Source organism: Thalassotalea montiporae, assembly GCF_053485855.1.
The window spans coordinates 87,995-109,076 of the sequence record NZ_JBQRUO010000002.1 but is presented as its reverse complement, the minus strand read 5'-3'; the positions used below and the strand labels follow the sequence as shown (position 1 = coordinate 109,076).

Annotated in this window: 18 protein-coding genes; 11 read left to right on the top strand and 7 right to left on the bottom strand. The window is 43.6% G+C overall.

The features are described from left to right. Window positions 1-278: 278 nt before the first annotated feature. A complete protein-coding gene (gene aceK, locus ACSLUR_RS07145) occupies window positions 279-2,021 on the bottom strand; it encodes a bifunctional isocitrate dehydrogenase kinase/phosphatase (protein WP_448553144.1) in 1,743 nt (580 codons plus the stop codon). A gap of 186 nt (window positions 2,022-2,207) precedes the next feature. On the opposite strand from aceK, the gene queA reads away from it, so the two are divergent. From queA to secF, 5 genes are all read left to right on the top strand, one after another. Continuing rightward, entirely contained in the window at window positions 2,208-3,254 is a 1,047-nt protein-coding gene (gene queA / locus ACSLUR_RS07140) for a tRNA preQ1(34) S-adenosylmethionine ribosyltransferase-isomerase QueA (RefSeq protein ID WP_448553142.1), read from the top strand. A 94-nt stretch (window positions 3,255-3,348) separates the two neighbouring features. After that, window positions 3,349-4,482: a tRNA guanosine(34) transglycosylase Tgt gene (tgt, locus tag ACSLUR_RS07135; RefSeq protein WP_116001368.1), complete on the top strand. Its 1,134-nt coding sequence runs from the start codon at window positions 3,349-3,351 to the stop codon at window positions 4,480-4,482. A 93-nt stretch (window positions 4,483-4,575) separates the two neighbouring features. Beyond that, window positions 4,576-4,905, top strand: a complete 330-nt coding sequence (yajC, locus tag ACSLUR_RS07130) for a preprotein translocase subunit YajC (protein ID WP_116001367.1) — start codon at window positions 4,576-4,578, stop codon at window positions 4,903-4,905. A 141-nt stretch (window positions 4,906-5,046) separates the two neighbouring features. After that, window positions 5,047-6,894 carry a protein translocase subunit SecD gene (gene secD / locus ACSLUR_RS07125; protein WP_116001365.1) on the top strand — a complete coding sequence of 616 codons (1,848 nt, stop codon included), beginning with the start codon at window positions 5,047-5,049 and terminating at the stop codon, window positions 6,892-6,894. Between the two features lie 9 nt (window positions 6,895-6,903). Further along, a complete protein-coding gene (gene secF / locus ACSLUR_RS07120; protein WP_448553139.1) occupies window positions 6,904-7,851 on the top strand; it encodes a protein translocase subunit SecF in 948 nt (315 codons plus the stop codon). A gap of 133 nt (window positions 7,852-7,984) precedes the next feature. Here the strand turns inward: secF and ACSLUR_RS07115 are convergent, their stop codons facing one another. The 3 genes from ACSLUR_RS07115 to ACSLUR_RS07105 all read right to left on the bottom strand — a co-directional run bounded on the left by ACSLUR_RS07115 (window position 7,985) and on the right by ACSLUR_RS07105 (window position 11,655). Next, window positions 7,985-9,769, bottom strand: coding sequence for a Na/Pi cotransporter family protein (locus ACSLUR_RS07115; RefSeq protein ID WP_448553137.1), 1,785 nt, complete (start codon window positions 9,767-9,769; stop codon window positions 7,985-7,987). A 394-nt stretch (window positions 9,770-10,163) separates the two neighbouring features. Continuing rightward, window positions 10,164-10,664: a hypothetical protein gene (locus ACSLUR_RS07110; RefSeq protein WP_448553135.1), complete on the bottom strand. Its 501-nt coding sequence runs from the start codon at window positions 10,662-10,664 to the stop codon at window positions 10,164-10,166. Window positions 10,665-10,770: 106 nt separating this feature from the next. Continuing rightward, window positions 10,771-11,655, bottom strand: coding sequence for an AraC family transcriptional regulator (locus ACSLUR_RS07105; RefSeq protein ID WP_448553133.1), 885 nt, complete (start codon window positions 11,653-11,655; stop codon window positions 10,771-10,773). Window positions 11,656-11,831: 176 nt separating this feature from the next. On the opposite strand from ACSLUR_RS07105, the gene ACSLUR_RS07100 reads away from it, so the two are divergent. Continuing rightward, the gene (locus tag ACSLUR_RS07100; RefSeq protein WP_448553131.1) at window positions 11,832-13,001 is read left to right on the top strand and encodes an iron-containing alcohol dehydrogenase; all 1,170 of its coding nucleotides are present in this window, start codon (window positions 11,832-11,834) and stop codon (window positions 12,999-13,001) included. 149 nt (window positions 13,002-13,150) lie between these two features. Here ACSLUR_RS07100 and ACSLUR_RS07095 read toward each other — a convergent pair whose 3' ends face one another. Further along, a complete protein-coding gene (locus tag ACSLUR_RS07095) occupies window positions 13,151-13,651 on the bottom strand; it encodes a GyrI-like domain-containing protein (protein ID WP_448553129.1) in 501 nt (166 codons plus the stop codon). Between the two features lie 127 nt (window positions 13,652-13,778). On the opposite strand from ACSLUR_RS07095, the gene ACSLUR_RS07090 reads away from it, so the two are divergent. From ACSLUR_RS07090 to ACSLUR_RS07080, 3 genes are all read left to right on the top strand, one after another. Continuing rightward, a complete protein-coding gene (locus tag ACSLUR_RS07090) occupies window positions 13,779-15,983 on the top strand; it encodes a DUF6351 family protein (protein WP_448553127.1) in 2,205 nt (734 codons plus the stop codon). 182 nt (window positions 15,984-16,165) lie between these two features. Beyond that, window positions 16,166-17,350, top strand: coding sequence for an acyl-CoA dehydrogenase (locus ACSLUR_RS07085; protein ID WP_116002468.1), 1,185 nt, complete (start codon window positions 16,166-16,168; stop codon window positions 17,348-17,350). Between the two features lie 89 nt (window positions 17,351-17,439). Beyond that, window positions 17,440-17,871, top strand: coding sequence for a GFA family protein (locus tag ACSLUR_RS07080; RefSeq protein WP_448553125.1), 432 nt, complete (start codon window positions 17,440-17,442; stop codon window positions 17,869-17,871). On the opposite strand, the gene ACSLUR_RS07075 is transcribed toward ACSLUR_RS07080, so the two are convergent. Next, window positions 17,868-18,224 carry a hypothetical protein gene (locus tag ACSLUR_RS07075; protein ID WP_448553123.1) on the bottom strand — a complete coding sequence of 119 codons (357 nt, stop codon included), beginning with the start codon at window positions 18,222-18,224 and terminating at the stop codon, window positions 17,868-17,870. The genes ACSLUR_RS07080 and ACSLUR_RS07075 overlap by 4 nt on opposite strands. Before the next feature lie 169 nt (window positions 18,225-18,393). After that, window positions 18,394-19,401: an aldo/keto reductase gene (locus ACSLUR_RS07070; RefSeq protein ID WP_448553121.1), complete on the bottom strand. Its 1,008-nt coding sequence runs from the start codon at window positions 19,399-19,401 to the stop codon at window positions 18,394-18,396. An 88-nt stretch (window positions 19,402-19,489) separates the two neighbouring features. On the opposite strand from ACSLUR_RS07070, the gene ACSLUR_RS07065 reads away from it, so the two are divergent. Further along, entirely contained in the window at window positions 19,490-20,395 is a 906-nt protein-coding gene (locus ACSLUR_RS07065) for a LysR family transcriptional regulator (RefSeq protein WP_448553119.1), read from the top strand. A 273-nt stretch (window positions 20,396-20,668) separates the two neighbouring features. Continuing rightward, window positions 20,669-21,046 (top strand): YacL family protein, encoded by a 378-nt coding sequence (locus tag ACSLUR_RS07060; protein ID WP_116001347.1) that lies wholly within the window; start codon window positions 20,669-20,671, stop codon window positions 21,044-21,046. Window positions 21,047-21,082 lie beyond the last annotated feature (36 nt).

Here is a 21,082-nt window from a genome sequence, read left to right as displayed (position 1 = left end):
CTAAATTCCTTCTTATTCCAAGTATGTTATCCGACTATGTTACCTAAAGTAGCAATTGCTAATTTGGCTGTTAGCGTTTGGATTGATGTATAAATTAACCTTTCTATTCGCCGATCAACTCACCCATCAACTCGCCCTTCAACGGCTATCCTTCACCGCTGTGTATTACATTTTTCGGTCTTTTAAGCTCTGGTTTTAAACCCTATATTCAAAAGTGAATAGGCTTTGAAATCTTTGCTCATATTCAAAGCCTATTAATTCACATAAAAAGCTAAAAGCTAATTGTGATGGGAGGTCGGTTTTGAGTGATAAAACCTGACTTCATCTGGGTATGGAAATACATCTTCGACAATACCCGCAGCAACATTTTGTTGTGCTTGCTGCCAATAACTGGCGTCTAATAGCTCTGGGTGATGTTGTAAAAACGCTTTGCGATACTTCGGGTTAGCTAGTGCAAACGTCGCTAACTCTTCTGGGAACATATCGCCAGGGTCTACTGTATACCAAGGCTCTGAAGCATAAATTTGCTCTTCGGTTTTAGGTTCAGGCTTCACTCTAAAATTCACTTCGTCCATGTAAGTGATTTCATCGTAGTCATAGAAAATAACGCGGCCATGGCGAGTTACGCCAAAGTTTTTCAAGAGCATGTCGCCAGGGAAAATATCGGCAGCAATCAGTTGCTTGATGGCTGTACCATAACCCAACATAGCATCACTAATTTCCTCGTCACTTGCTTTAGCAAGGTAGAGATTAAGCGGCGTCATTCTGCGTTCAATATACATGTGCTCGATAACCACCAGATCGTCTTCGTAGCGAATAATCGATGGCGCAACTTGTTCTAGCTCTGCTAATAACTCATCAGAGAACCTGTCTTTGGGAAAGGCAACTTCGGAATACTCCATGGTATCGGCCATTCGACCAACTCTGTCGTGCAGTTTCACCAGACGATATTTAGACTTCACATCTTTTTTCGTCATTTGTTTGCTTGGCGCAAACTTGTCTTTAATGATCTTAAACACATAAGGGTATGACGGGAGGGTGAATACTGACATCACCATACCTTTGATCCCTGGCGCAAGTTCAAGCTTATCGTCGCTTTGCGCTAAGTGGTGCAGGAAGTCGCGATAAAATTGCGTTTTACCCTGTTTGTGGTAGCCAACCGCAGAATAAAGTTCAGCCTTGGTTTTACTTGGCATCAACTCTTTTAAAAAGTTAATCATCGGCAGCAAATAAGGACAATCAACAAAGAAGTAGGCACGAGCGAAACCGAATACGACCGCCATGTCTTCTTTATTAGTTAGCAGAGTATCAACGTAAATATGGCCTTGTTCGTCGTTAAGCAGCGCCACAATAAAAGGCGTTTCACCGCCCGGTGAAACCACGCGACCAATAATGTAAGCGCCTTTATTGCGATAAAAAACTTGATCAAGAATATCAAACTTCATCTGATCGATTGGGTAACGAGTTTTGTCTGCTTCGCGTGAAAAGCGACTAATTACGATATCAATATCACCAGCTAAATCACGAAACGGCAGGGTAAAGCCCGCTTTTTCCATGATTGTCTCAATGGTTTTTTCTAAGCCTTGCTCATTGGGTTCATAGCGTGTGTAGATTTGCTTTTGACGCAGGTTGTCTAAACATTCTTGAGAAGATTCAACAAAAATAAAACCGTTGTGGTAGTACTTGCGCTCAAACAGATGACAAAAAATGGAATTGTAAAAGCTTTCTGCTAAATCGGACTTGTCATGATAGAGCAGCTGTTCGACGTATTCTTGCTTAATTGCTTGCCATAGCTCTTCGTCTAATTCTGAAATGGCAAAGTCTTGACGTATGGTGGCTAAGGTTTCTTTGATACGTAGATCATAAAAATCGGTTCGTTGACGCGAAGCTTCTTGCACTTCATGCCACTGTGCTTGCTCAAAACGCTCTTTCGCTGAACGAGTGATTTCACCAAATAGGTACATATGGCGCTCAAAACCGTTAATAATGGTTTTGGCCACGGCGATAGCTAAGTTATTCATATAAACATCCTGATTTACTTAACGGCTTAGCCGAAAAAACTGCTCAGTTGAGCATAACCGATGAATCTATTTAGTGCTTGCGTTTTTTTTGCCAATAGTCGCTATTGAATCTATCAATATTGCTTGAATTTACGCCGCCTCGGCACTAGACTTACGCGGTTTTTTTGTTGCTGGCTGGCGGTGTATATGCGTGTTTCTGATTTTGCTTTTGATTTACCTGAAGAGTTAATTGCTCGTTACCCAAAACAAGATCGTACTGCCAGTCGTTTAATGACGGTTGAAGGCAATAGTGGCGACATCACCGATGGCACCTTTGTTGATGTCTTAGATCAGCTGAACGACGGTGACTTACTCATTTTCAACAACACCCGCGTAATACCTGCCCGCATGTTTGGTAAGAAAGCCTCTGGCGGCAAGCTCGAAGTGTTGGTTGAACGGGTTTTAGATGAACACCGAGTGTTAGCTCATATCCGCTGTAGCAAATCGCCAAAACCTGGCACCGAAATTATTTTGGAAGAGTCTGTGTCGGCAACTATGGTTGCTCGCCATGACGCACTGTTTGAATTGGCATTTGAAGGCGAAGAAAAGGTCTTAGATATTCTCGAACGCATTGGTCATATGCCATTGCCACCTTATATCGATCGCCCAGACGAAGACTCAGATCGCGAACGTTATCAAACCGTTTATAATGAAAAACCTGGCGCTGTTGCTGCGCCAACCGCAGGGTTGCATTTTGACGATGGCTTACTGGCAAAAATTCAAGCCAAAGGTGTAGAGCTCGCTTTTGTTACCTTGCACGTTGGCGCGGGGACTTTCCAACCGGTAAAAGTTGAAGAAATTGCTGATCATGTCATGCACGCTGAATACGTCGAAGTCTCGGAAGACGTCGTGGCGAAAATCGAACAAACGAAAGCCAATGGTGGCCGTGTTGTTGCCGTTGGTACCACCTCGATGCGCTCACTCGAAAGTGCTGCGAAAGCGGCAGATGAGCAAGGCAAATTAATTGCTCCGTTTTATCAAGACACAGATATTTTTATTACCCCAGGTTTTAACTTCAAAGTGGTTGATGCGCTAATTACTAACTTCCACTTGTCGGAATCAACCTTGTTAATGCTAGTCAGCGCCTTTGCGGGTTACGACAATATGATGCGTGCTTATCAACACGCAGTAGAGGAAAAGTACCGCTTTTTCTCATACGGCGATGCGATGTTTTTAACGCGCCAAAGCCGTTAACTCTTTTTTTAGAAAAGATTTACTAGTTAAACACGTTTAACTTAACCCCTAAACTGAAGCCGCTGGTCTGTTTTACTAGTGGGCGGAGAATACAATGAAATACGAATTAATTAATAAAGACGGTAAAGCACGCCGTGGCCGTTTGACCTTTGAACGTGGTACGGTGGAAACGCCAGCGTTTATGCCTGTGGGCACCTACGGTACGGTTAAAGGGATGAAAACCGAAGAAATCAAAGAGATTGGCGCAGAAATCATTCTCGGCAATACCTTTCACTTAATGCTACGTCCAGGCACAGACATCATCGAACAGCACGGTGACTTACACGATTTTATTAACTGGGACAAGCCGATTTTAACCGATTCAGGCGGCTTCCAAGTATTCAGCCTAGGCAAGATGCGTAAGATCACTGAAGAAGGGGTAAAATTCTCTTCACCAGTAAACGGTGAGAAAATTATGCTAACGCCAGAGCGTTCAATGGAAGTTCAACGTGCGCTAGGCTCAGACATCGTGATGATTTTCGATGAATGTACGCCATACCCTGCCACGCACCAAGAAGCGAAAGACTCAATGGAGCTTTCACTTCGTTGGGCACAGCGCAGTAAAGATGCACACCAAGGTAACCCAAATGCGTTATTCGGCATTGTTCAAGGTGGCATGTATGAAGATTTACGTGAAGTTTCTGTTGACGGCCTAAAGGCGATTGACTTCGACGGCTATGCGATCGGCGGTTTATCAGTTGGTGAGCCGAAAGAAGATATGATCCGCATTTTAGATCACACCACCCCCTTGATCCCGGAAAATAAACCCCGATATCTGATGGGAGTAGGCAAGCCAGAAGATTTAGTGGAAGGTGTGCGCCGCGGCATTGATATGTTTGACTGTGTAATGCCAACCCGTAATGCCCGTAACGGCCACTTATTTGTGAGTGATGGTGTCGTGAAAATTCGCAACGCGAAAAACAAAACCGATACTGGCCCACTAGATCCAGAGTGTGATTGCTACACCTGTAAAAATTACTCAAAAGCTTATTTGCATCATTTAGACAAGTGTAATGAAATTTTGGGTTCGCAGTTAAATACCATTCACAACCTGCGTTTTTACCAGCGTGTAATGAAAGGTTTGCGTGATGCGATTGAGGCAGGTACATTGGATGACTTTGTTGCCGATTTCTATGCCCGCCGAGGCTTACCTGTACCGCCATTAGCGGAAGGTAGTGAGCAAGTTTAATTATTTTGCACAGCAGCAAAATCTAGCGCTTTATTAGCGTTAATAAAGCGCTAAGAATTCAATTTATAAATATTAAAAGAAGTAGAGGAAATTATGAGTCTATCTTTAGGTACTATTTTCGCCCAAGCACAACCGCAAGGTGGTGGTATGGAAATGTTAATCATGCTGGCCGTGTTTGGTTTAGTGTTTTATTTTATGATTTATCGCCCACAAGCAAAGCGCGTAAAAGAGCACAAAACCTTAATGTCGGCACTATCTAAAGGTGACGAAGTACTGACCCAAGGCGGTTTAGTGGGCAAAATCACTAAAGTGTCTGACGAGAAAGACTTTGTGGTAATCGCTATTGCTGAAGGTACTGATGTGACAGTACAAAAAGCATCAATTAGTGCGGTACTGCCAAAAGGAACAATGAAAAGCCTCTAATCGAGGCTTTTTGCGTTCTTTAGCCCAACGTTTTTTAACCCAAGTAGCTGAGCAGCTATGTCAGGTAAACCTAGCAAGAGCGCTCAGCTAAGCAAAAGCGTAACGCTAACAATAGCGAAACAATAAACTAGTGGAATTATTGTGTTAAATAAAACCCCTCTATGGAAAACGCTGATGGTGATGTTCGTTATCGCCATTGGTATGTTATACGCTTCACCTAACCTCTACGGTGAAGATCCCGCGGTTCAGGTTTCAGGCCTACGCGGTGTTGAAGTGGATGCTTCAACGTTAGACCAAATTAAATCTCAATTAAGCGAAAACAATATTGAAGCGATGAGCATCGCCCTTGAAAAAGGCCAAGTGCTAGCGCGTTTTCGCGATACTGAAAACCAAATTAAAGCGCGTGATTTGTTACACGACACTTATGGCCGTGACTACTCAGTGGCGTTAAACCTAACACCAGCAACACCTGATTGGCTAGCGGCGATTGGTGGTTCACCAATGAAGTTAGGTTTGGACTTAAGTGGTGGTGTTAGCTTCCTAATGGAAGTGAACATGAAAGAAGCCGTTAATAAAGCACAAACGGGCTTAGTGGGTGATTTCCGCTCTGAGCTACGCGGCGAAAAAATTCGTTACCGCAGTGTCAAGCTTGACGGCGATGCGATTAAAGTTGTTTTTCGCAACCCTGAAGATTTGGAAAAAGCGGAAGACTACCTAAGCAAGCAGAATCGCGATTTGCTATTTACGATGGACGAAGACTCACTGACTTTAAAAGCAGTGATGACAGAGCAAAAGCAAAAAGAAATTCGCGAATATGCCTTGCAGCAAAACATTACCATTATTCGTAACCGTGTTAACGAATTAGGTGTTGCTGAGCCGCTAGTACAGCGTCAAGGCCAAAAGCATATCGTGATTGAATTGCCGGGTGTTCAAGATACGGCAAAAGCAAAAGAAATCTTAAATGCGACGGCAACCATTGAATTCAGAATGGTGGATACCGATAACGATATTGGTAATGCCTTAGATGGCCGAGTGCCAGCGAGCTCGCAATTGCTATATGAGCGCAACGGTACGCCAGTACTACTGAAAAAGCGTATCATGCTAACAGGTGACCATATTGTTGACGCAGGCTCTGGCTTTGATGAATACAGCCGTCCGCAAGTAAATATTACCCTTGATTCACCAGGTGGTAGCAAGTTCTCGAACGCGACCAAAGATAATATCGGCAAGCCAATGGCAACAGTGTTTATTGAGTACAAAGGTACCGATCGCAAAGATGCCGACGGCAATACCATCTTCGAGAAAGTGGAAGAAGTGATCTCAGTCGCAACTATTCAAGCGCGCCTTGGTAAAAACTTCCGTATTACTGGTGCTGGTAGCCAGCAAGAAGCGCATAACTTAGCGTTATTGTTACGTGCAGGTGCTTTGATTGCGCCAATTCAAATTGTTGAAGAGCGCACCGTTGGTCCATCACTGGGTGCTGAAAACATCAAACTAGGCTTCCAAGCGATTATTGGCGGCTTCGCGTTAGTGTTTATCTTTATGATGATTTACTACCGAGCTTTTGGTGTAGTTGCAAACCTTGCGCTAGGTGCCAACTTGATCATGATTGTTGGTGTAATGTCGATGATCCCAGGGGCGACGTTAACACTACCGGGTATGGCCGGTATCGTATTAACCGTAGGTATGGCGGTTGATGCCAACGTACTTATTTTCGAACGTATTCGTGAAGAGTTACGCAGCGGTAAATCAGTACAGCAATCTATCCACCAAGGTTATGACGCAGCATTCTCAACTATTTTAGATGCTAACATCACCACCTTAATTGCCGCCTTCATTCTATTTGCTGTCGGTACAGGCCCAATCAAAGGCTTCGCGGTGACCTTATCAATCGGTATTATCACCTCGATGTTTACCGCAATTGTTGGTACTCGTACGGTAGTTAATGCAGTTTGGGGCGGTAAACGCCTTGATAAAATCAGTATTTAGGTGATAGTGATGCAAATTTTAAAGTTAAAAGAAACTGTTGCCTTTATGCGCTACCGCAAGGTAGCCATGGTGTTCAGTATCCTGATGATGGTAGCGTCGATTGCTTCGCTAGCGATTAACAAATTGAACTTTGGTCTTGATTTTACTGGCGGTGTTAAAGTTGAAGTGGGTTTTGAACAAGCCGCTGATTTAACCAAAATGCGTCAGGTGCTTGATGCTAACGGCTTCGATGATGCTGTGGTTCAGCTTTTTGGTACTAGTCGCGATGTGGTTATTCGTATGGGTGAACGCCCGGGCGTGAAAGCAGAAACCTTAGGCGATCAAATACTTTCGGTACTAAAAAACGGTATGGGCGTGAACGTTGAAATGCGCCGTATTGAGTTTGTTGGTGCCAGTGTTGGTGACGAGCTTACCGAGCAAGGTGGCTTGGCGATGTTAACCGCCTTGATTTGTATCTTGGTCTACGTTGCGTTTCGTTTCGAATGGCGCTTTGCACTAGGTTCGGTGTTCGCGTTATTCCACGATGTATTACTAACCTTAGGTTTGTTCTCAATATTAGGCATTGAGTTCGACTTAACGGTATTAGCGGCGATTTTGGCGGTAATTGGTTACTCGCTTAACGATACCATTGTTGTTTCTGACCGTATTCGTGAGAACTTCCGTAAAATTCGCGAAGGTGGCCCAGAAGAGATCATCAATATCTCATTAACACAAACGTTAAGCCGTACCTTTATTACGTCAATCACCACGTTATTGGTATTGGCCGCACTATTCTTCAAAGGTGGCGCGCTAATTCACGGTTTTGCGACAGCATTGTTATTTGGTGTGTTTGTCGGTACTTACTCATCTATTTACGTAGCAAGTTCAATTGCCTTGGCGTTAGGTATTTCAAAAGAAGACCTAATTCCAGAAGTGGTAGAAAAAGAAGGTGCAGACCACGAAGAAATGATGCCATAGGCACAGATTCTTTAAGGTTAGTAACGATAGAAAAACGCGCTTGAGTTAATTACTCAAGCGCGTTTTTGTTTTCGTTTTCGTTAGCAATGACTAGTCAGTGCCTGTTTAAGTGGCAGTCGCTTACATAGCAGCGCTAGTCCGGCTCTTGAAATAGTTTTTTCGGCAAAGAAAGTTTCGCGATGCGTTTGCTAAGTGAGTAAATTCTTTTCATGCTGTCCATTAACTCATTTTCCATATGCGTTACGTCAATATTTTCTGACCCTTCCTGCTTAAGACGCTTGGCCTGCATTTGAATGGCTTCACGAACCAGTTGGTTAATATTGTCTTTCATGTGCAGAATGTTTTGCGCCGCTAATTCATCGTCATTTTGCGTAATGGTTTGTGTTGCACTAAGAACTTCTCTTAGCTGATAGTAAAGTTGGCTTAAAATCGTTCGTTCGGTTTCTGTTGCTTTTAACTTAAGACGAACCGCTTCTTTACCTACTTCGACCAAGTTGGTTTCAATAACATCACCAATGCGCTCCAAATCTTCATTAATGCTAAGGTAGCGCATCATGTTTTCATTCTCTTGCTCGGTCAGATTCTGTAGGGTTAGTTTGCGGATATAGTCAGTGATTTCGGCGTGTAAAATATCGGCTTGATCGTCCATTTTGGCAATTTCATCAAATTTTTTCGCATCACGCTCACGAAACGCATCACCTGTTTTTGCTAGCATTGCATCAACAATTGACGCTAAGTGAGCAAGTTCGCGGCGCACCATATCAAGCGCTAGTGCAGGTGTTTCCAATAAATCATTATCGAGATATAGCGGTTTGATTATCGCTTTCTTAGGTGTAGCTTTGTCGGGAATAAGGCGCTCAACCAAGCGGCCAAACTGCGTTGTAAAACCAATAAATATCAGTGTATTGGCAACATTAAAAATGGTATGAGCATTGGCTATTTGCCTTGGCACCTCAGCGGCGAGCTTTTCTGTACCAGAAAGGTTTGCCGCAACGGGTGATACATACGTTACTAAGACCGCAAGCTGCGGAATAAACAAGAGCCACAGCAGGACACCAACAATATTGAAAATAATATGAATCGCTGCCGCTCGTTTGGCTTCAGTTGGTTTACCAATAGAGGCGAGTAGGGCAGTTACACACGTACCAATATTAGCGCCAAAGGCAAGTGCAATACCGGCGGGTAAGCTAATAAAGCCTTGGCTAGCCATGACAATTACAATGCCTGTTGTTGCCGATGAAGACTGCACCAGAGCAGTAAACAAGGCCGCCACCAAGATACCGTACAGCGGTCTTTCCATGCTGGTCATTAGGTTAATAAAAGGCTCATAGCTGCGCAGTGGCGACATTCCTTCGCTCATAATACCCATGCCAAAGAAGATAAGGCCAAGCCCCATCAGCACGTTACCGTAATGTTGCACCTTTTCTTTCTTTGAAAGAAATAGCATGGCAAAGCCCAAGGCAATCATTAAAAGCGCTGCTTTTTCTACTTTAAAAGCGACAATTTGCGCGGTAATGGTGGTGCCAATATTAGACCCCATAATGACGCCAATTGATTGTGATAAGGTCATTAACCCTGCCGAGACAAAGCCAACGACGAGCACCGTTGTGACCGATGAGCTCTGTATTATAGAAGTCACTGCGGCGCCGCTAATGGCGGCTGAGAATCGATTAGTGGTTAGTTTTGATAGCAGATTCTTCATTTGATCGCCGGCAGCGGCTTTAAGCGCAGCAGACATTTGCTCCATGCCAAACAAAAACAAGGCTAAACCACCAAACAGTTCCATGGTCATTTTAAACCAATCTAGCGAGTCAGGTGTGCTACTGGCTGCCCAAGCGACTAGTGGTGTGAATGCCATAAATAACGCCCCAGTGCCGATCATACAGCGACCCTTTGTGTTGCTTGAACTTATGTACATAAAATCTCCCTTTCAGGTGCTTTTTCAGTGAGCATCAACGTTGAATATCATTGAGAAGTCAGCAGCACAAAGCCTGTTAGAAATTAATAATTTGAAATCAAGCCCAAAGTTAGCTTCCATCTTTATATTGTTGTGAGGAGGGTCTAACGGTTCCGGCATTTTGTTAATTACACAGCTTGGCTAAATCGCTTACTTGAGTTGCTTGGTTGAGCTTCTTGTTTGAGTTGTTGAGTTAAGCATAGTCAATCATATCGGTTGCAGCTGATTGATAAGGGCAGCTAAGATCAAAAAAACGAGCAATAAGCTCGTTTTTTATCTATGCAGACTATAACCACTAATATGTCTAGTAAAATATTTAGTTAAGACAAATGCCGTTTAGTAGCAGATACTGCGTTTATACGCTGCCAGTGCGGCATTGTTTCAGTTCATGAAAATACTCATTTGCTTTAGGGTGTGCTAAATCGGCAATGATGACTTCAGAAACACCAACGCCAGTGTCAGTTTCTTGGATCCAAAGTGCTATTTTCTCACTGTCTTTCATCACTTCTCGATTCAGCATATAACTTTTATCTGCTTCAAGGTTAACATTAAAATTTACTACCGCAACGCGCTCGCTAAAGTCGATATTACGGCGTTTTAGCTCAGCTTTTACCCATAAGCTATGCTGGCCGCTTAGGTGCTGCTTCGGGTGAATAAATGAAGCTGGCTTTTGGTTGGCACACATTAAATAAACGTGTTCAAAGTTGTCTGTATTGTCGCGCTTAAAGTTTTCTAAGCGAAAGTGATTATCTTCCAGCGCTGTTTCTATTGGCAGCGAGCTACAACCAAGCAAAGCGAAACTCGCAAGCGGCATGGCGAGTAATTTGATGTTTTTCTTCAGTATTTCCATGTTCATTACACACTTCCTTTTTAATAAACCTAACTTAATACTGGTCAATAAATATTCATAATTCAAGGGCTTTGTGTTTTTGTCGAAACACTAGTGCTAACAATTCCAGCCATTACGCTAGCTGGCGATTGCACTCGCTAGGACTTTGACCGAAATAACGAGTAAACTCTCGACTAAACTGCGTTGGGCTATCGTAGCCCACTTGTGCCGCCGCTTGTTTTACTTTTAGTCCTTGGTCAACTAACAGTTCACGAGCACGGCTTAGGCGCAGTTTTTTAATATATTGAATGGGGGATGAAGCTGTTATTTGTTTAAAGTTACGGTGGAAAGTTGACGCGCTCATATTTGCCATAGTGGCGAGTTGCTCTACATCTAAGCGACCACTGTAATGGGTGTGCAAGTGCTTAAGCACTTTTTCCATTTTAGATAAATGCGTGTTATGGCTCACCAAAGAAAATAGTGGCGCAGCATTCGGGCCTTTCAATATGTGGTAAAAAACTTCACGGATTAGGCTTTTGCCCAGTACCGAGGACTGCATGTCGTCTTGCAAGCATTTGGCAAGTCTTACAATGGTGCAGCGCAGGTTGTCAGTGCATTGGCTAACAAACAGTCCTTTATTTTTTTCGCTAGTATTGTCTACTCCTGTTGCTTGTGAGCAACCATGATCGGTAAAAATGCGCACTAATTCATTCAGAAGGTTCATATCAAAATCAATCATCAATGATAGTAGTGGCTTACCGGGCTCGACTATGGTGTCGCATTTAGCAGGTACAGGGACCGCGAGCGCAAGGTAATTATCGGGATTGTATTCATAGACGCTCTCATTGAAATAAACGCGCTTTTGCCCCTGTGCTACCCAGATAACTCCTTGGCTGTAGCATAACGGTATCTTGCCAGACGATTGGCTGGCTTTAAATACATACACACCAGGCAACGGTGTTTTGTTGACACCTTCATTCGGCGCAAGCGCGGTTAAACTTTCAATTAAATCTTGCATGATCAAACCCTAAAATTATGCCTGCTCGCAGTATATCCAATAGTACAACCTAAATCTGCTAAAAATACTGGCGATGATAGTTTTAGGCATGATTATGGTTGGAAATGCTGTTTTAAATCTTTTTTGTGCCAATAAAATGTGCGTAATGAAATTGAGGGCACACATTAGGATAGATAATGCAAAATTTTGATTACTACAACCCAACTCACATCGTATTTGGTCAAGACCGTTTAGCCGAACTAGACCAACTTATTCCTGCACAGGCGAAAGTACTAGTGCTATTTGGTGGCGGTAGCGTTAAGCGCTTCGGTACATTAGAGAAAGTAACTGCAGCTTTGGGCAACCGCGAAGTTGTTGAATTTGGTGGTATTGAGCCAAACCCACAATTTGAAACGCTAATGAAAGCAGTTGATGTCGTAAAAACACAAGGTATTGATTTCTTGCTAGCTGTTGGTGGCGGTTCAGTAATGGACGGCACTAAGTTTGTTGCATTAGCATCAAAACAAGAGGCGGATCACGCTAACATTTTGTTCCACGGTTTTAACCCAGTACCAGCAACCGAAGCATTGCCATTAGGCTGTATTGCTACCTTGCCTGCAACTGGCTCTGAGATGAATAGCTTTTCTGTTGTTACTTACAATGATCAGAAATTCCCGTTAACGTCACCGTTAGTATTTCCTAAGTTCTCATTCTTAGACCCAGATTTCACTTTCACGCTACCAACAGAGCAAATTGCTAACGGTGTTGCTGATGCCTTTGTGCACGTCATTGAGCAGTATTTAACGCAACCAGTAAATGCGAAAATTCAAGACCGCTTCTCTGAAGGTGTATTACAAACCTTAATTGAAGATGGCCCAGTAACATACCAAAGCCAAGTAAAAGGCGAGCAAGATGTTGAAGCCCGTAAAAACTTTATGTGGTCTGCAACTTCGGCGCTTAACGGATTAATTGGTGTTGGTGTACCGCAAGACTGGGCAACACACATGATTGGTCACGAAATGACTGCTATGTTTGGTATTGCGCATGGTCGCACCTTAGCGATCATCTTGCCAAGTCTACTGCGTGAGCGTAAGGCCCAAAAACACGACAAACTTGTGCAATTTGCTGAGCGCGTTTGGCATATTACCGATGGCAGTGACGAAGAGAAAATTAGTCAAGCAATTGATAAAACAGAAGCTTTCTTCAATTCACTAGATATTGTTACTAACCTTTCTCACTACGATATTGATGAAGCGGGTATCGACACCTTAGTAGCAAATATGGAAAAGATGGGCTTAACTCACCTTTCTGAAACGGGCGATTTAACATTGGATATCGTGCGTAAGATTTTAATGGCTGCACTTTAAGCTCATTAAGCTCATTAAACTCATTTGACGATAATTGATATGAGTAAACCCAAAGGGAGCTAAGGCTCCCTTTTTTAGTCTTTAAAGTTCTTTAGATTAAGAAGATTTTTAGTCTAGAAAGAATAGCTAAGAGTATTCGTCAATTTAGTCTAATCATCATCTGCAATTGCGATACAGACCTGAATTTCATTAGCGTTAGGGTAATATTCAAAATCAGTGCTAAATAGACGCTGATATTGGTTGGTGTTATTTTCTCCACTCTTGTCATCTTGAAACGCTTCATCCTTAAAAAAGTGCCAAACTTCAGTCCATGCATCAATGGCAATTTGCGGCATTTCACCTTGCTTAGAAAATACTAAATAGCGCCCCGTTGGTATCGTAATAGCATGCAGTGCAGTGTCTAGCTCTGCTTTGTCCTGCGAATTTTTCGCGTCGTAGCCAGCGGTTACAGTAAAGTCACCATCTTGGTCAGAGGCATAATCGGTATAGACGCCATAGACCCTTTCGCCACCTTGGTAATCAACCGCAACTTGCGCATCAAATCTTTGCCAAAGTGCGGGAATTTTGCCGCTAGGACTCATTTCTGAGGCGTTGTTGGTACGCGCGCTAATGCCATAAATAGTTTTACCCTCAATGATTCTTGCTTCCATGAAATGCCCTTGTGATCGATGTATCGAGTGAGTATGGGCATAAGGTTAACAAATTGTCAGGCAAGATCACCAAGTGATTCCTAAACTTTAAATAGGACTGATTGTGAAGTGGCTGAGAGGTTGTGTGATGTTAAGATCGATACAGCGTAAATTGGTTTTACTGATACTGCTGATTGTTGCAGCAACAGCTTTAGTTTATTGGCTGTTCACACCGCCATCAAAATACTTTGCGCGGCAAGTCAAAGCTGTGCCAATTCACTCGACCAGTGAGCAAGAAGAAGCGCAAGTCGATTCACTGCTGGATTTCAGTAGGCATATTCGCCATACCCCTCGACCAGCAGAAAGCTTTGATTTCCCCATTCGGCTGGGCCAAGTTGGGCCGCTAAAAACCTTATACGCAGGTCCTTCACAATACCCATTCTATTGCATGACCCTCGATAGTGGCTTAGGTCAGCCACAAGTTGATAATCAAATGGGGTGGGGGGTACCGGTTTATGATCAGCAGGCAAATTTAGGGAAGCTTTCACACCTTGTTGGTTACAGCAAAGACTGTGCAATTAAAACTCAATTACGCTTTGCGGTAGAGCTTGCAAGTGGCGAAATTAAGGTTTTTGACAGTAGACCACCTGAAACCCTTGTGCGATCAGCTTTGCAACTTTTCCACATAGAAATCGGCACAATTAACCGTTTTCTGTATTTGTTGATTATGCCGGTTAATCACTATTCGAGTAGTCAAGTTAACCTGCAACATAGCTGGAACAAAAAACTTGTTTATCAGTTTGAAGGGGGCTCGGGTATTGGTTTTCGCCAAGGTAAGCTGCGTATCAAGCGCACGATTGAACGGCGAATTGAGCAGCTGCGCTTAGGTTATGCCGTTATCACGTCAACCGCGAATAAAACTAGCCATACCTATAACATGTTGCTGGCGGAAGATACCGCGCGGCGAGTAAAACAGCAGTTTGTTAGCCTTTATGGTGAGCCTGAATATACGGTTGGCATTGGTGGCTCAGGAGGCGGTTTAGCACAGTACCTGATCGGACAAAATAGCACTGGTATTTTAGATGCTGCAATTCCGCTTTATTCCTATCCAGACATGATTAGCCAAACCTTGTACGCACTCGATTGTGACTTACTGCATAACTATTATGCGTTTAGGTCACCTGAACCAGAGTTTTGGCAAAACTGGCCAAATCGCATTTTGGTGGAAGGTATGAATGCGAAAAATGGTGAAACCCATGTAAGTGCGGTATTAGAGCCAATTAATCAAATATTGGTTGGCCGCTGGCCACGCATGCCCCAAGGCAACAGTGAATGTATTAATGGCTGGTTTGGTCTTTCCACTTTTATTCATAATCCAGCGCAAGGGTTTCTGAATGAATACTTTTCAGAAGCTGTGGTTAAGCAAGTACAGTGGAGTTATTGGCAAGATATGGTTGAGCTTTTTGGCCGTGATGAACTTGGGTTTGCCAATCAAACTTGGAGTAATCAGGGGGTGCAATACGGATTGGCTGCATTGGTTAAAGGGCAAATATCGGCGCAGCGTTTTATTGATCTTAATTGGCATGTCGGTAGTTGGAAGCCGCTAGCAGATATGTCACCAGAGCGAATACTAGGCGGCTGGCGAGGCAAAAAAGGGATTCTCTGGTTAAGCCTATGGAGTCGTAACAACATCACTGAAGCAACCGATAAAACGCCTGCTAAACGTGCCGACGGTAGCAGGCAAGCAGCACAATCCGCTTATCGCAGCGGGCAAGTATTTATTGGCAAAATTAACCTACCCATTATTGATGTTCGCCACTACTTGGAAGATGAGTTAGATATGCATCATATGTCAGCCAGTTTTGCCGCGCGTCAACGTATGCTAGCGGGACAAGGTCATGCTAAGAATCAGGTTATTTGGGTGGCAGATAAAAACCATCAACCGGTTACTCGTGCCTTTGCTGCCATAGATCGTTGGCTTCGGGAAATGCGGGCTAATCCGGCGTTATCTGCTTGGCAAAATAAACCTGCCGATATTACCGACATTTGCTTTGATAAGCATGGGGAGGCAATTGCTAGTGGTAATCGAGTTTGGGATGGCCAGTGGAATAATCAAGCGTTAGGTGCTTGCGCAAAACATTTTAAAAGCTTTAGTAACAGCCGAATAGCAGCCGGTGGCCCTTGGGCTGGCAGTGTTTTCAGCTGCAAGCTAATACCTGTTTCAGAAGCCATTGCAGATGGAATGTATGGTGATATTAATATGCAGTCTTACTTGTCAAAATTACAGGCGATTTTTCCAGACGGTGTATGCGATTATCGCTATCCAGATCAAGCAAGACCAATTGATTTGTAGCTATGCTAATGCTTGTTAATGGCAAATCCATTCGGTGCCAACTTTTCGGTGGCAACTTTTTGTAACGACTAGCGTAATTTATTGATAACAAAACCATACGTAAAACCATAGCTTTGTTTTGTAAATGCAGACAGTTGCGTCAAACTATGGTGAGTTCAACTGTGACTAATAAGGAAACCAACGTGGCAAATGCAGTGTTAAGCAATTGGGATGACATTTTGTTGCTCAATGACCAGCTCAGTGAAGACGAGCGCATGATTCGGGATATGGCGCATAATTTTTGCCAAGAGCAATTAATGCCTGGCGTTTTGATGGCAAATCGCAATGAAACATTTGATGCCAATATTATGCGGCAGTTTGGTGAAGTTGGCTTGTTGGGGGCAACCATTAAAGGCTATGGCTGCTCTGGTGTGAATTATGTTAGCTATGGCCTAGTCGCGCGTGAAGTTGAGCGAGTTGATTCTGGTTATCGCAGTGCTATGAGCGTTCAGTCGTCATTGGTTATGCACCCCATTTATACCTTTGGCAGTGAAACACAAAAAGAGAAATATTTGCCTAAGCTGGCAAGCGGTGAATACATCGGCTGCTTTGGCTTAACTGAGCCTGGCTCGGGCTCTGATCCGGCGAGCATGATCACCCGTGCGAAAAAGGTTGCGGGCGGCTATGAGCTGACCGGCTCAAAAATGTGGATCACCAACTCGCCAATTGCTGATGTATTTGTGGTTTGGGCAAAAAATGAGGCAGAGGGTGATGCCATTTGTGGCTTTATCCTAGAAAAAGGCATGGCAGGCCTATCGGCGCCAAAAATCGAAGGCAAGCTTTCACTACGGGCATCAATTACTGGCGAAATTGTCATGGATAAGGTGTTCGTGCCAGAGGAAAACATGTTCCCAGAAGTTCGCGGTTTGAAAGGACCGTTTAGCTGCTTAAATATGGCGCGTTACGGTATTTCTTGGGGCGCGTTAGGTGCTGCGGAGTTCTGTTGGCATGCTGCGCGTCAGTACGGTTTAGATCGTCAGCAGTTTGGTAAACCGCTGGCGCAGACTCAGCTATTTCAAACTAAGCTGGCGAACATGCAAACCGAGATTTCGTTAGGCTTGCAAGGCTCCCTGCGAGTAGGCCAAATTATTGATGGTGGTGATTGGGACCCAACCATGATTTCACTGGTTAAGCGCAACAACTGCGGCAAGTCTCTTGATATTGCCCGTATGGCGCGTGATATGCACGGCGGTAATGGTATTGCCGATGAATTCCATGTGATTCGCCATATGATCAACCTTGAAACAGTGAATACCTACGAAGGTACCTTCGATGTTCACGGTTTGATTTTAGGTCGTGCGCAAACTGGTTTGCAGGCATTTTTCTAAGCGGTATTAACGTGGTGAAAACTGGTCGGTAAATCAGTGGTATAAGGTAGCAGAGACTAGAAAAAATTTAAAAGGCGGTAGGAATAGCAATGGTTGAAGCGTCGAAAATCAATAAAGGTAGTTGTTTGTGCGGCGCTATTCAGTTTGAAGTAGAGCGCTTCGAGCCCTTAGTGGGCCATTGTCATTGCAAAATGTGCCAAAAATTTCACGGTGCGGCATTTTCTACATTTGGTGAGGTTAAGCGAGAGTATTTGCACTGGCACTCTGGTGTTGAGTTACTGAGCCATTATCGAGCCTCGAATGATAGCGTGCGTAGCTTCTGCCAGCGTTGTGGTGCGAGTTTGCTGTTTGAATCACGATTTAACCGCGAGCAAGGCACCGTAGAAATTGCCTTGGCAGCCTTTGATAACTTGTTTGGCGTAAATCCTGACGCACATATCTACTGCGAGAGTAAAGCCGATTGGCTAACGCTTGAAGACGGTTTGCCTAAATACCTCGGCTATCGTGACGGTAAGTGCTAAAAGAATCCAAAGTTAATTAACCGGAAGGTCATTAGCACGCTGGCGAAAAAAACCAATAAGAATAACCACATAATTGCTTTTTGAACGCCAGAGAGTAACCACAGTCTAATTTTGGTAAATATATTGGCACCTTTCGGTGCTTTGCCAATCACACTGCTAAAACTATAAATAAACAAAGTGAGCAATAGGCTCCACATCAACAGCAGTGCACTGACAAATAACCAAACCTGAGACTGATTGCGAGCACCAGATAAAGTAACTGCGGCAAATAGCGCGATAGCGATAAACGCGAGGATAATCGCAGATGTACGAAAGGGATATAAGCGCTTGGCAATACCATGTAAGCGTTCCATCTATAGTCAATTCTTGTCCGTGAAAAATAACTTTATTGATACTAACGCTTAATTGCGCTTAAAGTCACGGACAGAATATTAATACCCCTATTAGCCTACAATTTTTGTTGGCTGCCTTTATGAATAGCTTTTGTCAGCAGCTTAGGCCACCAACACAAAAACTAACTGTTTAGGGTAACTCTTCACCACGTGCGCTAACGTATAGTTGGTACCAATCTTCCCGTGATAAGTTGGCTGTGCTCGCCTCTGCGCAGCGCTTAATACGCTCTGGGTTGGTCGTGCCAATTATTGGTTGGATATTCGCCGGATGACGCATTATCCAAGCCAGAGCAATGGCGTCGGCATTTGTGTTGTATTGCTCTGCTAGGCTAGTAACCCGCATAGCTGTCTGCTTTATATGCTCAGCTTGGTTGCTAACATCACGGCCAGAGAAAAGACCTTGTGCTAGGCTTCCCCATGATTGAATTTGCACACCATTAAGCTGACTGTACTCCATTGTACCTGCACAAAAGTTACCGTGTTCACCCGCTGGGTTACCAGCCAATACGCCATGATCTAACCATCCTAGTTGCTGAAGGCTGATTTCAATTTGGTTAGCAATTATGGGCATGTTGAGCGCCGATTGTAGGTAGGCAATTTGGTGATGATTCATATTAGAAACACCAAAATGCTTCACTTTGCCGCTTGTTTGAAGTGATGTTAAACATTGAGCTAGCTCTGCCAACTCCATTAGTGGATCTGGTCGGTGTAATTGTAAAACATCAAGGTATTCAATGCCTAAGCGTGACAAAATGCCATCAACAGACTGCGTTATCCACTTTTTAGAAAAATCGTAGCGCTTAGGGCCGCTATCATCATCAAAGCGAATTGCACATTTAGATTGAACGATCATTTGATCGCGCAAACTTGGTTGTTCAGCTAATACTTGCCCAAACACTTGCTCTGCTTTGCCAAAGGTGTAGATATCTGCGTGGTCAAAATAGTTAATGCCAGTTGCCAGTGCGGTTTCGATGAACTGTTGGGCTTGGTGATAATGGGTTTTGTTAATAGGCTGCTGATCCCAGCCTCCGCCCAGTCCCATACAGCCACAAATAATTTGACTCGCGGTTGGCAAGTGTTGATGAATAGCCAGTGCGTTCATGTCTTTATTCTCTTTATCAATCTTAACTTTAGTCATTGTAGACGTTCAGTGATTTATCAAGTTAGGAAAACAATAAAAACTCACTGTATGATATATAAAACAATGAGTGTGCTGACAAACTAACATGAAAGAGCATAAAAAAATTGAGCGATTACTATTATTTGGTGAAGTCGCTAGCCAGTTGAGTTTTACCAAGGCTGCGCAGCAATTGGCGATATCTAAAGGTTATTTATCGGCGCAAGTTAAGCAACTTGAGCGCGAGCTAGCAACACCATTATTGGTGAGGACGACAAGAAACGTGCGCTTGACTGAGGCGGGCATCGCTGTTGCCAAACAGGTGACTGAGATGCGGCAAAGCATGTTGGCGATCGATCGGTTCACCCGTGCAGAACAAGATGAGGTCACTGGCTTACTTAGAATCACCGCACCTCAGCAATTTACGATGGGAAAGTTGGCGACTTGGTGTGCTGAGTTTCAACAGTGCTATCCCAAGATAACCTTTTCTGTGGATTGCAGTTACACCAAGTTCGATTTAATGGCGAATGACTTTGACATTGCGCTAAGGGCCACTAAAATGCCCCCCGAGAACTTAGTCGCTAAAAAATTATTAAGTTATTCATATATATGCTGTGTCTCGCCAAGTTATGTTTCCAAACACGGCAAGCCGTTAACGCCAGCAGATTTAGCACAGCATTTATGCTTGCTCGGCGCTAAAGATGAAAACTGGCAATTTGGTCAAGACAAGATAAAGCCGAGTAAAACTTTTGTTATCAACGACAAAGCAATCATACGTGAGCAAGTCATCAGCGGGCTGGGCATAGCTTATCTGCCAAGCTATATAGTTGCGCACGCACTTGCCCAAGGGCAGTTAATGACCCTATTTAGCGATAACGATAACGAGGGCGAACAAGTATCGACAAGTCCTGGTTTAGATATTTACTTACTGCGACCACAGCTTATTCGTCCGCCGAAAAAAGTACTCGCCTTTAGTGAATTTTTAGTCGGTAAATGCAGCACAGAATCTGCTTAATACAGTACTGAGTAAAGCAATGAGCAATCAGTAAATTACTTAATCATTTTATTTCAAGAAGTTAAATAAGCTTCAGGTAATCAGCGAAGCGACAAGTTGTAGTTTTAGCGTTCGGCGTTAGTTATTGAGTCAGGGTTTGCTACACTCAAAGCATACGCTTTCACATTGTTTGCAAGCGCTCTAGGCGCTTGCGTTAATCATCATTACGGGTAGTGCCATATCCAGTGACACAGCAGTATCAGCTACCCAGTTTTTAAACGTGTTAGGTTACTTATGGAATACGAATTCAGACATGACCCTATTTCAGGGCAAGCGAAAGCATTATTTTCACTTGAACAACAAATGATTGGCCCTTGGCTGGAAACTGAAGTCGGTGGTAATGCCGAAATGTTGTCGGCGTTGTTAATTGCCATTGAGAAAATTGAACGTAAACACCAGCATGAAATTACCGTAACGGGCAGCGAGTACTCAGTTACATTAACTGATCAAGATGCCTTTATTCAGCCCAACACTAATTTAAATGGCACCGAAGATTTACCCGAAGAGTTAGCGGTGCAAGAGCTTCATATCGACAGCGAAACCGTTAGTGCCTGTGGCTTGGACGATTTTCGTCAAATTTTGTTGTCATGGGCAAAATTTACAAAAAATTAACTTGTTGTAAGGGCTTTGGCTAGCTTGTAACATACT